General features: G+C 43.8%; 16 protein-coding genes and 1 tRNA gene. 15 read left to right on the top strand and 2 right to left on the bottom strand.

Going from position 1 to position 12,312, the window contains the following annotated elements; genetic code table 11:
* Window positions 1–3: 3 nt before the first annotated feature.
* The 9 genes from BM099_RS04135 to BM099_RS04175 all read left to right on the top strand — a co-directional run bounded on the left by BM099_RS04135 (window position 4) and on the right by BM099_RS04175 (window position 4,750).
* Window positions 4–498, top strand: a complete 495-nt coding sequence (locus tag BM099_RS04135; RefSeq protein ID WP_090724828.1) for a flagella synthesis protein FlgN — start codon at window positions 4–6, stop codon at window positions 496–498.
* Between the two features lie 213 nt (window positions 499–711).
* Window positions 712–788: transfer RNA gene (locus tag BM099_RS04140), tRNA-Arg, on the top strand.
* Window positions 789–987: 199 nt separating this feature from the next.
* Window positions 988–2,214, top strand: a complete 1,227-nt coding sequence (locus tag BM099_RS04145; RefSeq protein WP_090724831.1) for a tyrosine-type recombinase/integrase — start codon at window positions 988–990, stop codon at window positions 2,212–2,214.
* A gap of 278 nt (window positions 2,215–2,492) precedes the next feature.
* The gene (locus BM099_RS04150; protein ID WP_232348859.1) at window positions 2,493–2,681 is read left to right on the top strand and encodes a helix-turn-helix transcriptional regulator; all 189 of its coding nucleotides are present in this window, start codon (window positions 2,493–2,495) and stop codon (window positions 2,679–2,681) included.
* 2 nt (window positions 2,682–2,683) lie between these two features.
* The gene (locus BM099_RS04155; protein WP_090724836.1) at window positions 2,684–2,869 is read left to right on the top strand and encodes a hypothetical protein; all 186 of its coding nucleotides are present in this window, start codon (window positions 2,684–2,686) and stop codon (window positions 2,867–2,869) included.
* Window positions 2,866–3,501 (top strand): Rha family transcriptional regulator, encoded by a 636-nt coding sequence (locus tag BM099_RS04160; RefSeq protein ID WP_090724838.1) that lies wholly within the window; start codon window positions 2,866–2,868, stop codon window positions 3,499–3,501. The genes BM099_RS04155 and BM099_RS04160 overlap by 4 nt, the downstream gene beginning before the upstream one ends.
* A gap of 170 nt (window positions 3,502–3,671) precedes the next feature.
* A complete protein-coding gene (locus tag BM099_RS20260; RefSeq protein ID WP_143083728.1) occupies window positions 3,672–3,941 on the top strand; it encodes a hypothetical protein in 270 nt (89 codons plus the stop codon).
* A complete protein-coding gene (locus tag BM099_RS04170; RefSeq protein ID WP_090724842.1) occupies window positions 3,938–4,318 on the top strand; it encodes a hypothetical protein in 381 nt (126 codons plus the stop codon). The genes BM099_RS20260 and BM099_RS04170 overlap by 4 nt, the downstream gene beginning before the upstream one ends.
* A 3-nt stretch (window positions 4,319–4,321) precedes the next feature.
* Entirely contained in the window at window positions 4,322–4,750 is a 429-nt protein-coding gene (locus BM099_RS04175) for a hypothetical protein (protein WP_090724845.1), read from the top strand.
* Between the two features lie 283 nt (window positions 4,751–5,033).
* On the opposite strand, the gene BM099_RS04180 is transcribed toward BM099_RS04175, so the two are convergent.
* Window positions 5,034–5,630, bottom strand: coding sequence for a hypothetical protein (locus BM099_RS04180; protein ID WP_090724848.1), 597 nt, complete (start codon window positions 5,628–5,630; stop codon window positions 5,034–5,036).
* 259 nt (window positions 5,631–5,889) lie between these two features.
* On the opposite strand from BM099_RS04180, the gene BM099_RS20385 reads away from it, so the two are divergent.
* From BM099_RS20385 to BM099_RS04200, 6 genes are all read left to right on the top strand, one after another.
* Complete coding sequence (locus BM099_RS20385) at window positions 5,890–6,033, top strand: hypothetical protein (RefSeq protein WP_177201081.1); 144 nt, start codon at window positions 5,890–5,892, stop codon at window positions 6,031–6,033.
* Window positions 6,034–6,566: 533 nt separating this feature from the next.
* Entirely contained in the window at window positions 6,567–7,229 is a 663-nt protein-coding gene (locus BM099_RS04185; RefSeq protein ID WP_090724850.1) for a S24 family peptidase, read from the top strand.
* A gap of 212 nt (window positions 7,230–7,441) precedes the next feature.
* Window positions 7,442–7,933 carry a LexA family transcriptional regulator gene (locus tag BM099_RS04190; protein WP_090724853.1) on the top strand — a complete coding sequence of 164 codons (492 nt, stop codon included), beginning with the start codon at window positions 7,442–7,444 and terminating at the stop codon, window positions 7,931–7,933.
* Window positions 7,934–8,680: 747 nt separating this feature from the next.
* Complete coding sequence (locus BM099_RS04195; protein ID WP_090724855.1) at window positions 8,681–8,869, top strand: hypothetical protein; 189 nt, start codon at window positions 8,681–8,683, stop codon at window positions 8,867–8,869.
* Window positions 8,870–9,063: 194 nt separating this feature from the next.
* Entirely contained in the window at window positions 9,064–9,159 is a 96-nt protein-coding gene (locus BM099_RS20875) for a carbon storage regulator (protein ID WP_143083729.1), read from the top strand.
* A 546-nt stretch (window positions 9,160–9,705) separates the two neighbouring features.
* A complete protein-coding gene (locus BM099_RS04200; RefSeq protein WP_090724858.1) occupies window positions 9,706–10,212 on the top strand; it encodes a hypothetical protein in 507 nt (168 codons plus the stop codon).
* 473 nt (window positions 10,213–10,685) lie between these two features.
* On the opposite strand, the gene BM099_RS04205 is transcribed toward BM099_RS04200, so the two are convergent.
* On the bottom strand, window positions 10,686–12,293 hold the full coding sequence (locus BM099_RS04205; protein ID WP_090724861.1) for a response regulator: 1,608 nt from the start codon (window positions 12,291–12,293) through the stop codon (window positions 10,686–10,688).
* Window positions 12,294–12,312: the final 19 nt, after the last annotated feature.

Consider the following 12,312-nt stretch of genomic DNA (forward strand, 5'->3'; position numbering starts at 1 on the left):
CGTATGACTGATCTCTCTTCTACACTCTCTGCCATTGATGCCCTCGCCTACGAGGGCATTAGCATTTTAGGCCGCTTGAAAGTACTACTGGATCAAGAGCTAGAAGCATTGAAGTCACGAGAGATTGATTTAATCCATAGTATCAATCTGGAAAAACAAGGCGTTCTCAGCCAATTTGATCAAAACAATCGTTCCAGAGCGGAACATCTGATCCAAACAGGCCTACCTGTTTCTAAGGATGGCTTGGATTCTTTGATTGCGCAAACCCAGAATAAAGCACTGATCATACAGTTTACAAGCCACTGGAATGATCTTGAAACAATACTAAAAGCCACTATGGATGCTAATCAGCGAAATGAGCAGGTATTGATGCGCAACAGCCACAACCTTGATAAGTTACTATCAGTCTTGCGCGGACAAAAACCCAGCAACTCTTTGTACACAGCTAAAGGGGCAAAAGGGAATTACACCGGCCAATCTCATATTGGCAAAGCCTGATCCTATTCATAGCCACGTTAGACGGATACTCCCCGCTATCGATACAAGCGTACCGGTAACCTATATACCTCGCTACTCTTCTGTCTATTTCCAAATAAAACCCAGAAAAACTGATGATTACTTTTCAGCTTAATAAAAAACCCTTAATATACCGGATCTTAAACGTTACTCTTTGATCAAACATTTTTTAGCTATAATTGTTTATCTATTTTTGTCTCAGTAGCTCAGCTGGATAGAGCAGCCCCCTCCTAAGGGGCAGGTCGCAGGTTCGAATCCTGCCTGGGACACCATACAGCATTCCTCACAGTGCTCATAACGTCCTACCTCCCTTGCAACCACACATCCTGTAGCCTAATATCAATTCCTATGCGTTCCGGTACGTTCTCTCAAAATACCCCCAAACTAAGGGGTATTTCTGGGGGTACTTTCGGTATCTAAAAAAAAGTACCCCCAAACAGGGTATTCAGCCGACAAGGAAAGGTTATCAAAATGGCTCTGACTCATAAGCAAATACAGGCAGCAAAGCCACAGGATAAAGACTACAAGCTATTTGATGAAAAGGGCTTATATTTGCTTGTGAAGCGAAGCGGTGGGAAGTATTGGCGCATGAAATACCGCTTTAACGATAAAGAGAAACTACTATCAATCGGCGTTTACCCTGAAATCACTTTAGCTAAAGCTAGAACGGTACTTAACACATCAAGAGCATTGTTAAGTGATGGTGTTGACCCACAGGCTCACAAGCAGGCAGCCAAGGCCACCAGTAAGCGAAATGCTGAAAACAGCTTTCAAGCAATCGCTCTTGAGTGGTTCGCCAGTCACATGAAAGACAAAGCCGAAACACACAGAGTACGGGCTAAGCGCATGTTAGAGGTTGACCTTTTTCCAGTCATTGGAAGTAAATCGATTCAAGAAATCACGGCTCCAATGCTATTAATGGCACTAAGAAAAACCGAGCTCAGAGGCGCAGCGCAAACAGCACAAAGAGCCAAGCAGTTAGCCGGACAAGTGTTTAGATATGCCATAGCCACCGGCAGAGCAGATCGCGATCCTACCCCTGATCTTAAAGGCGCATTAGCACCTACAACTACAAAGCATTATTCAGCACTGACCGAACCTAAAGATGTTGGTCACTTGCTGGTGGCCATTGATAGCTTTAAAGGCACTCACACCGTTAAAGCCGCCCTACAGCTCTCAGCCCTGTTCTTTTGTCGTCCTGGGGAAATACGCCACTTGAAGTGGAGCGATATGAACCATGATGAACAACGCATAGAGATTACAGCCAGCAAAACCCACCAGCAACACATAATCCCACTAAGTAAGCAGGCGCTTAAAATCCTTGAAGAGCTTCATCCGATAACAGGGCGCAGTGAATATATATTCCCATCAGCTAGAGGCATGAGCCGCTGTATGTCGGAAAACGCGCTAAGAGTGGCACTTAGGACAATGGGATACGACAACGAAACCATGACACCCCACGGCTTCAGAGCAATGGCAAGAACACTCCTCGATGAGGTCTTAGGCTTTCGTGTAGAGTGGATAGAGCAACAATTAGCTCATGCGGTAAAGGATGCAAACGGCAGAGCTTACAATCGCACTAAACACTTAAAGCAACGCACAGACATGATGCAAAGGTGGTCAGACTACCTAGATCAGCTCAAAGCCCAGGCATTAGCTGGGAACGTGATAACTGCTAATTTCAGAAAAATTAAGTAATAAGTAAGCACCCAGCGGTCTTATTCTTTGCCTTTATGTGTTGACACCGATGCCCCGTTTTGGCACTATTTTCCCATTCTGTCGAGGTATGGCAAAATGAAAGCCCTTAAACATACAAGTTACTTTAATTAAGCTCGCCCTGTGCGGGTTTTTTTATGCCTGTAATTTGAAAACCTTTTAATCAAACCTGCTTCGGCGGGTTTTTTTATGCCTGAAATTCACACACCAACCCAACCAACCTGCTTCGGCGGGTTTTTGCGTTTATGCGGAGAAAAACAATGAAACGATTTATTAATCGACAAGAAGTCCAGAAATCAACTTCTCTTTCTAAATCAAATCTATACAAAAAAATCAAAGAAGGAACATTCGTGAAACCATATAGCATGGGAGGCTCTCGTGTAGCGTGGCTGGAAAGCGAAGTTCAAGCGTGGATCCAAGAGCGCATTGATGAAGCAGGGAGGATTTAAATATGAAAAAGGAACTAACAGCCACCCCGACAGCGGTGACCAACAATAAAGCAAAACCATTACCAAAACAGACCATCGTACTTAAATACCTGATAACAAGGTCACTTGTTCAACTAGAGGCCTTAAGCAATGTCAGCCTCGAAATCGTCAAGCCTCTTGTTAAGAATCACAAGGAGATGAAGCTATGACCAACACTATCAAGATAAAACACGCCGGACACGAACTGCTAGTTGATAGCCGCATCATTGCCGAAAAGTTAGGCGTAGATCATAAAGCCACGATACAGGTAATCGATAAGTACAGCTCGCAAATTGCACGCTTTGGAACTCTCCCATTTCAAATGGCGAAGTCTAAAGGCCAACCCACACGCTTTGCTTTACTCAATAGATCCCAAGCCGAGTTCCTGCTCACTCTTACGCGCAACACCCCAGAAGCAATAGAACTCAAAGTTCAGCTAATCAAGGCGTTTGATCAAGCGCGTGATGCATTGGAGGCAAGCGGTAATTACATTCCCTTCTATCACGCTGCTCATGATAGCCTCCAAACTTTGGTGGATAAATCAGGCAGCTCAACACCCGCAAACATTCACCACATGAACCTCGAAAAACTAATCAATGCTACCTTTTGTATTCGCCCGGGCACTCGCCACCACCAGACAGCAGAGGTCAGGCTAATGGTCGGGTTAGCAATGGCTATGGCTAATCGCGTATATCAGCAAGCATTACAAGAGGGATTTGATCACAAGAAAGCCTATCAGGCGGTAAAAGGCAAGCTCAAACAACTATCAACCGGCTTTAATGGACTGGAGGTATCGGCATGATGAGCATGATTAACGCCCTACTATTCGCCCCCGTTCGTTTTACGATTCATAACGTAGGCCTAATTAGTTGGACTAAGCACCCACACGCTGGAACACAACTAGGTAATCAGCCCTCAAAACCACATAAACCAACTGCCCATAAAAAGATATGTTTCATCGTGTTAGGTAAAATGGAGCGGAAGCTAAAGAAAACTCATCCACAAGACCTTCCTAGCTTGGCATTGTCTCGCAGCAATCCGACCCACCCTAATTCACAATTAGACACCTTACCAAAGTACACACCTAATACCCGCACCTTAAAACGCTACACCGCAGTTTCAGTCAACAACCTGATCAACCGCTACAGCGTTACCGCTTACAGCCTAAGCGAAGCCAGAAGCCTATTACCCGCCTTTACGGTGGTCACTAGCTGGACACTTGTGAAGGAGCTGGCTGAATGACTGTTATTCACAAACCGCAAGCCAAAGTCACTTTACACCGCCCCCTCTTTCTTGTTGGCACATATACTGGCGACCAAATACCGGGCTTTGGTACAGACAAAGCTTTAGGATATATCTATCTGCAACACATCAGAAATCAGGGCGGAAAAAACCACGGACTCCTTCAAAAAATCGCTTTAGATATTATGTCAACGGGTACAGAAAGCGATAAGAAAAAATCCCTAGTCCTTGGAATTTCCTATCTACTTGAACGCTGGTTTGCTGATATGGACAAGAAAGACGGAGAATACCTTGATCGACCCACCCCTGATGACTTGCTGATACGGGCTAGTGATGGCCTTAAAGGCAAGACGCCCTCCCTAATACTCAAGGGGTGATGAATGGCCAGTCGTGACAGGAAAAGTACGAAGCGGTTTGCAGGGATTCCTTTCTCTGTATTGCAATCTCAGCAAGGCGCGTCTTTAAAAGCCGCAGAGGTCAAGCTATTGATAGACTTATTGTTTCAATTCAATGGCCATAATAATGGCGTACTATCCCCTTGCCTAACGTTAATGAAAAAACGAGGCTGGGCTTCTAGCTCACTGTATCGAGCATTTAGATCATTAGAGGATAAGGGTTTTCTAGTTGTCACTAGGCAAGGCTGGAAGGTCAGAGGACGACCAACACTAGTGGCTATTACATGGAACGGAATTGATGAGCCCAAAGGCCTTGAGTATGACAAAGACATAAAGCCCAACCCTGTACCCTTGGCTTATTGGTGTAAGGATAAATCGACATGGAAACACAAGCCCAAAGAAAAAACTTTGTAGAATTATGCTCTCCACTGTGGAATAGGTCTGGACGGTTAGTACTCCTATATGGAGTGGCTGACCTTATTACAACAACTTACCTATTCCATATAGGAGATCTATTAGGAGTTTTTAGGACTTTCTCTTCTCCCGTATTGGAGAGTCTTATATATAACCATACCTATACACTTTAAATTACAGGTTACCTATATTTAAAAACATACAAAACTAAACTGATATAGGCCAGAACACTGACCGGCATATCAGGACTTTATAGATGATGTTACACAAAACCCGACAGTGGCTACGTCACCGACTGATCCAAATACCTAAGCATAGAATGACACCACCTTTGCTCATAGGACTGATACTTGATATGAAGCCTATGAAATGTTTTCCAATGTAAACCTTTCCTCTTTTGGGAACCCCGACCCTGTTTATAGTTCTCAAAGATACGCTCACCTAACTGATGCTTTTGGCTGATCGCGTTATCCATCGCCCCTTGTTGCTGCGAAGCATAAGGGAGCTTGTGGCAAAGCCTACATTTAAAATTACTTTGTGGCGCATATAACAACCCGACACGCTTATGACAGCAAGGGCAGCTAAACCATAACCGTGTTCCACCAAAATGGCAGGGCGTGCGTGTTAGAGCGACTTCTTGCTTAACAGAATATGCCTCATCCTCTCCATCGACCCGGTAATGGAAAACCAGCTTATCGTCGTAGCCACGAAACAAGATATCTCCACGCAGCCGCCCACCCAAACGCCACTGTAACGCTCCCACACCACCGGGTTCTAAGAATCCCTGCTTGCGCATAAAACGGATATCAAGACGCTTTACCGTTTCAGTAGTCGCCTTACGATTCCACCCAAACCCCCTACCACTACCGATACCCCCCATCTTCGCCCTCTCGATTTTTTATCCTAAATCATTAGGCAATTATCCCCCTTAATATATCGATACTGCCACTAAAGACGCGCTTTTATTGACCGTTTTTTAACCATCGAATAAAAAAACAACTTTCACGGTGTATATCGTATTAAGATCAATTGCCTTCAATGCAGAAGAAGCCCCCCCCCTAGATAGTGGCAGGCGGCATAAGCCATCGTCTACTTTGATCAACCAATTAATGTTGCGCTCGGTGCGCTGGAGAATAACAATGGATGAAGCGAAAGCACAACGAGTAGTAAAGCTGATGAAACAGATTCAAAACGGGGAACTAAAGCGCAAGCCACAGGTACAGATAGACAAAGAAAAACGGGAAGCAACAGCGAAGTATCACAAGACCAAGTACAGAGCTTAAATTTGATACTTGTATTCATACAGAAAAAATCTATACCATATTCTATTCACGACGCAGGGAGCGCTGACTATGAGCAAAATAAATTGCCTGACACCCTACCTAATCTCAGGGCAGAGATTAAAGCTTCATATGGAACAAAATCCACCCAAGTCATCTCTACAGAAAGATGACTCCAGTAGATCAACAAAACCCCATCCTCTGATTGATAAGCCATCAGCCGAAACACCTTCGAATCCAAAACCCGATTAATACTTCCAAAATCAGTAACGCCCTACTTCGTTCCAATCAAGGCAAACGTACCACTTATGATCCGGTTAATTTACGCCATTCTCATATTACTACCTACGATAGCTGAAGGCTCAAACCACTTACAGCTAACTAATCATAAGGAAATACCCATTAAGACGATTTTAATATCCAGACTATATGCGTCAGCTTCATCAATACAAGCTCTGGCTACACTATATAAACCATATCAAGCACAAATAAACTTTAAAAGTTTATGATCGCAAAACCAACAAGGCGAGGCCTTCATGAGCGAAATTAGAGATAGAATCATTCAGAAAATGCACCAGCATCGCCTTAAACAGGTCGATATCTATAAACGAATGGGCATATCAAGAGGCACAATAAGTCAGTGGGTGAACGGCTTTAACACGCCGACAGGTGATAACCTGGTAAAGTTGGCCTCTCTTCTTAGATGCGAACCTAAGTGGCTGGCGTTTGGTGGTGATGAGAACCCAGCACATCCACGGCTTGAATCGGGCATTGTTGATAGTGACTATATAAAGCTATCGCAACTTATCGAGTTTGAGCGCGTCCCCGGCACAGGCGTTACCGACGTTATTCAGTCCGAAGAAAACAAACTACTCTTCACCAAAGCTGCGTTAGATAGCCAGGGTGTTAATGAGGATAGCGTTGTTTACTGTTTTGTCCTAGGTGACGCAATGGAGCCACGACTGCCGGACGGGTCTACAGTGGCGATAGATACGTCTAAAACAGCTATTACAGACGGTAAGCTATACGCTGTTGACTATTCCGGAATGTTGCGAGTAAAGCAGCTCTACCGGATACCTGGCGGAATTAGAGCAAGATCTACGAACGGAGACTATGACGATGAAGTAATAACCGGCGAGACTCTTAATGATTTTCGCGTGATAGGGAAGGTGTTTTGGAGTGCCTGCTTTCATAATTAACCATCTATCCCAGCCTTATTAACAAAATAGGTAACGCTCAATGTTATCGCAGCAATCGCGCCCTTGTCTGTCAAACGCGTTCTGCAGATGGGTGACAGCCTAGATAGTCAAGACTAAGTAACTAACCCGTTAGGCGCTAATTTCGCCGCTTTGGGTGGGTCTGTTCCGCTGTTTATGGATAGTGGTGGATCGAACTATATTGAGGTGTTTGAATGGACAAGTTTTCAGATAGGTTGAATAAAAGGATGAGGGAGCTAAACCTCAACCAAGCGGCTATCTATAGACGTATCGGTGTATCAAGAGGCACGATAAGCGGCTGGGTAAATGGAACGATGTGTCATCCCAAGGGCAATAATCTTGAAAAACTCGCCAAGGTATTAAAGTGCAGCGTGAAGTGGCTTGCCTTCGGTGATGATGATGATCAGCCCGGTGGTGATATAAAGCCAGGTGATGATAACTTTGCGTTAGTCGATTCGTTCAATAACAACTCAGGTTATCCGGTACACCAGTTAATTATCGATCAATCAGGAGTCGCAGCTAACGCTATTAAGGTTTTCAGCGTATCAGGCGACACTATGGCCGATACTTTGCAGAATAGTGACACGATACTAATTCACACAGCCGCTAACACCCCTTTAAGCGGCAATCTATACGCGCTCATGCTAGGCGACGAGATTGTAAAAAGCGTTTCATACGACAATTAGGGGGTTTGTGGCGTGTTGTGTGTGATAACGCCGATAAAGCCCTTTATCCCGACGAAGTAATAGCAGATCATGATATTGGTTCGATCGAGATACTAGGCCAGGTTATTCGGCTGATCGATAGAGCCATGTAAACAGCGCAATAAATAGGGTTTATATAACCGCCAGATGACCCTGATTATATGGGGTAGAAGGTACTAAAGTTGGTCAAACAGAGACAAGGTTGCGACAAGGGATAGGTCAGATTTGGACACACCCACAACCCCCTACCCCTAATAAAACTCACTTTGGGCATAATCCACCAGTTAGCTTTTGATAATGCTAAACAGTAACAGCCTGATTACCCCTAGATCACTGCTAGACCACCCTAAGGTTTAGCTTCAAGGCAACGGTAAGGCTTGCGGGAGATAAGGACGAGATTGCCACAGCTTCGAAACCTTATATTGGTTATGCCCTACCTGCTGGCATTTATTGACTTTGAAAACGTATACAGTAATGGCAATTACCCGTTACTCAATTTAAGGATTGGATCAAAGTAGATCGTTACCGAGATCACGATATTAAGTTCCAGCCGGTTTCTGTTTTTAATTTTAGACACGTATGAGTATGTCTAAGTGGGATGGTGTTCACTAGTAGACACCGAAGAGATTGCTATCCCCTCCCATTATACAAACGACAAATAGGCAAGGGATTAGATATTGGAAGATATTGAAGAAAGGCAGGCAGCCTTAAAGCATTAAAAAAGGATATATGGCAAGCAAACAATTGAACCACCAGCATGACGCTGTAATGGCTCTCAACGGCTGGCGTGTTCAAGATATACAAACATCCGGCTTAAAGCTAAAAATACCCCACGATTTCAGAGAGCAGATGATAGATGGATATATGACCGCCCAAGGTGAGCACATACCACACCGAAGCATTGAAAGAGATCATTAACCCCTCAGAGCTGATGAGTCATAATATAACTATTAAAGTTTGTGACATGTCACGCCCGTCTATCATTCGTGACTTGGATGATAATTAGGGTTATTAAGAATGCGAAACGTGGCACAAAATGCCTATAACCTGTCCCCTTTCATCTTAATAGCCTGTAAGTTAAGACATCAGCAATCAACCGCAGGGAAGCAAACATGTTGGTGATAACGTTAAGAGATGGTGAAAGCCTCTACATTGGAGATGACATCCGCATTGAGATGGATCGATGTATTGATGTATTGATGTATTGATGTATTGATGTATTGATGTATTGATGTATTGATGTATTGATGTATTGATGTATTGATGATGGTAAATCTACACGCCTTAGGATTGAAGCGCCTAAAGATGTCATTGTTTTACGTGAGGAGCTAACTAAGGATAGTTTTTTTGAGGGTTTATCAATTGATAGAGGCAATAGCTCGCTTAAGGGCAAGGCAATTGCAGAGGAAACATAGAACACCGCCTTAATGGGCAGTTTTTTTGTGCCTGAAATTCCTGATACCGCCGTAGTAGCTAAAACTTGAACCGACAGTCTCAACTAGAAAATTTTAGTTAGATCTGGCAGTCCGCTAAGTGCCAAAAGGAGTCATAGAAGTATTTATGGAGAACCTTCTTATAATAAAAACCTCCTCTCGTGTCTCTTTAATTAAATTTTTAGTGGAACAAAATTTGCTACTGATCTATTAGTGCACTTTTTCTCAATATACATGAGAAAAACGGCAGGGAATTGCAGTATACCGGCAGCGGGTTTCCGGTATCGATGGATTGACAAGAGCAAATAGGGATGCAAGATCATGGATATATCGAGTGTTAATAATGCGGCTTCAATCAATGCTATATCGAATAAATCGAGCGCGTACTTAGAAGCAGTTAGGCCAAATCAACACGAAGCGAAAGTATCAAATAACGTAACAATATCTGAGGCAGGGAGAACCGCCGCAAAATATGATATGGAAGGCGACCGTTCAAACTATCCCCCTTTAGAAATGTTTCAAGTACCTGCATGGTTAGGCGATTACTCTTCTAGTATGGAGTTACTCGACGAAATCAACCAATATAGCCCGTATGTAGCACCGACGAACGGCGTAAAATTAGCGGAAATTCCGAAACAGTACCGAGACGAGTACAGTGAAATTGTTCGACGTAATTATCATCAAACTCTGATAAATGCGGGTGTAGACACTTTCGAGAAACATTATGAGTCTGTGATCAATAAAAATCAGAGCCATATCCTCGAAAATAATTTTAAGCATATGATGGATAATGACCCACGGGTTATTGCAATGCTGAATAACCGATAAGCTTTTATGTGTAAGTCACGCAGTCAAACGTTAAACCATATATATTACGATTTACGTTTTGGCTGCTTCGGGTCGACAGCGACTTAAATGGATCTGAGTCGAACAAGATCAAGCGTTTAGGCAGGTGGGTGCCAAATCAATTATAGGCTAGTCCTTCGGGAAAGTGCGCCCAAGTAGTCGTATGCGAAACTTTCGTACACCTTCCTAATCCCCACAAACCAAGGAAATTGGATAACCACCAGCTCAAACCCAATAACCCGCTTAATATTTTAAGCACCTAATTTATGGGGGTACTTCTGGGGGTACTTCTTGATAATTATAAAAAACAATTGTTTTAATTCAGCTACTTAAAATACCTATGCGGCGGTTGCCTGGACACCACTTCCCATTCCTCCAACACTCCCAACAGACAATCATTGAGCAGCTTTTTTTTTGTCGCTAGGACTTACATCACGGTTGAATTGCTCCATTGCCTATTTCAGCAATGCGCCTAAACTTCCATCCGGTAGGTTATCCAGCGAGGTGCTACTGCACTCTTTCAATATAGCCAGCTTCTGCATTTCTTCAGAAGTTAATTTCATCCGCTCGGCCAAACGCAAATATCGGCTCACCATTTTTAAACGTTCTTCACGTCGCAAGGTCTCTTGCTTTGCCGACTCTAAGAACAGCTGCGCAAGATTTAATAAAGCGCGTGAGTTCTTCGGATCGTTCTCAATCGCTAAACCAAAATAACGAATGGCCTGCGGAATTTTATCCGCCAGATAATGTTTAACGCCAAGTCGATTCACTCTGTTACTCATTTCCGGATCGTGAGCATTCGCCTTAGATTTTTCAGGCAGCGGTTCGGCCTGTTTATCCAAAATAGGCAAACGGTCACCTGTAATGTCCAGAAGCTCTCGCTTAATATCAAGAGGATGAGGCAACTGCTCAGCAAACTTGGTGGCCTCCCCCATATGACGGTTGGCGTCATCCAGATCACCGAGGTCTTGACTCATCTGACTTCTCAACAAAGCCGATTTTACCTTCAGCGATCGATCCTTAGGGTATTGATAGCTCGCCGTATTGAGCAACTCATCAAATTGATTACGCAGCCCTATCTGCTCACGCTCAGGAAGCTCAGCCATTTCCAGACGCTTAATATTAGCCAAACGAAGAAAAGGCTCCGGGGATCGATGGCAACTATTACGCCCTAACGAAATTGATTTACGATAGGCTGTTTCCGCCAGCTGAAGTGTTTTTGTATAGACGGCCACTCGCCCCAACTCCATCTGCCTCAACAAACTCAGGGGTGATTTTTGGGTAGCGCTGCTTAAGGTATCCTGTACAGGCAAAAGATCACCTTCATATTCCAAAACTTTGGCTAACAAATCATATATCGGTAAATATAACGGGAATTTTTTTTTAAGTTTTATCAGCAGTGCTTTTGCATCTGTGTATCTGTTCTGGCCTACATAAGCCTCAGCCAGACACAAGCCACTTTCTTTTTCATTTTGTTGGTTTAAATGTTGCCTGAAGAATTGTTCCGCTTCTTTAAAGCGGTTCATTTGAAGTAATAGCCGGCCTTTAACAAGCTGTACATAATCATAGTCACTGCCGGACAACTCCACCTGATCACATAGTTTAACCGCCAGGTCAAGCTGCCCACGTGATACGGCCGCATCAACATCGCGTAACGCGTCTTTACGGAACATCAAAAAATCCAGCCGATACTTGAGCTCCTCCATTGTAAACGGCTTAGTCAATAAAGCATCAGGCTGGCTATCAATGGCATGTAAAATCACTTCCTGAGAAGCATCGCTGGTCATGAATATCCAGCACGCACCGGGTTTGATATAACCCAAATAACGCGACTCCTCCAGCAACTGCATTCCGGTGAGGTGGTCACTACTGTTATGTCCAAGCAAAATGATATCGAAAGAACCTTCCTTGATAAGTTCTAACACCTGGCTATTAATGGTGATGGCCTGAATATTAGATATACCAAGCTGCCTCAACATATAAACAATAGTCGAGCGCATGTTACCGCTGCTTTCAATCAACAGGACACGCTTAGTGGAGTAATCTATTTTCGGCAGGTGCACGAAACCGGTGATCCTTTTG

It is taken from the genome of Neptunomonas qingdaonensis, from assembly GCF_900113275.1.
GTDB classification, from domain to species: domain Bacteria; phylum Pseudomonadota; class Gammaproteobacteria; order Pseudomonadales; family Balneatricaceae; genus Neptunomonas; species Neptunomonas qingdaonensis.

Bases quoted from the DNA above. Each gene is read 5' to 3' on its own strand.
- BM099_RS20260 (WP_143083728.1), top strand. From the start codon at position 3,672: ATGGAGCGGAAGCTAAAGAAAACTCATCCACAAGACCTTCCTAGCTTG.
- BM099_RS04160 (WP_090724838.1), top strand. From the start codon at position 2,866: ATGACCAACACTATCAAGATAAAACACGCCGGACACGAACTGCTAGTT.
- BM099_RS04175 (WP_090724845.1), top strand. From the start codon at position 4,322: ATGGCCAGTCGTGACAGGAAAAGTACGAAGCGGTTTGCAGGGATTCCT.
- BM099_RS04195 (WP_090724855.1), top strand. From the start codon at position 8,681: ATGGCAAGCAAACAATTGAACCACCAGCATGACGCTGTAATGGCTCTC.
- BM099_RS04135 (WP_090724828.1), top strand. From the start codon at position 4: ATGACTGATCTCTCTTCTACACTCTCTGCCATTGATGCCCTCGCCTAC.
- BM099_RS04150 (WP_232348859.1), top strand. From the start codon at position 2,493: ATGAAACGATTTATTAATCGACAAGAAGTCCAGAAATCAACTTCTCTT.
- BM099_RS04190 (WP_090724853.1), top strand. From the start codon at position 7,442: ATGGACAAGTTTTCAGATAGGTTGAATAAAAGGATGAGGGAGCTAAAC.
- BM099_RS04180 (WP_090724848.1), bottom strand. From the start codon at position 5,630: ATGGGGGGTATCGGTAGTGGTAGGGGGTTTGGGTGGAATCGTAAGGCG.
- BM099_RS04170 (WP_090724842.1), top strand. From the start codon at position 3,938: ATGACTGTTATTCACAAACCGCAAGCCAAAGTCACTTTACACCGCCCC.
- BM099_RS04155 (WP_090724836.1), top strand. From the start codon at position 2,684: ATGAAAAAGGAACTAACAGCCACCCCGACAGCGGTGACCAACAATAAA.
- BM099_RS04145 (WP_090724831.1), top strand. From the start codon at position 988: ATGGCTCTGACTCATAAGCAAATACAGGCAGCAAAGCCACAGGATAAA.
- BM099_RS04185 (WP_090724850.1), top strand. From the start codon at position 6,567: ATGAGCGAAATTAGAGATAGAATCATTCAGAAAATGCACCAGCATCGC.
- BM099_RS20875 (WP_143083729.1), top strand. From the start codon at position 9,064: ATGTTGGTGATAACGTTAAGAGATGGTGAAAGCCTCTACATTGGAGAT.
- BM099_RS04200 (WP_090724858.1), top strand. From the start codon at position 9,706: ATGGATATATCGAGTGTTAATAATGCGGCTTCAATCAATGCTATATCG.
- BM099_RS20385 (WP_177201081.1), top strand. From the start codon at position 5,890: ATGGATGAAGCGAAAGCACAACGAGTAGTAAAGCTGATGAAACAGATT.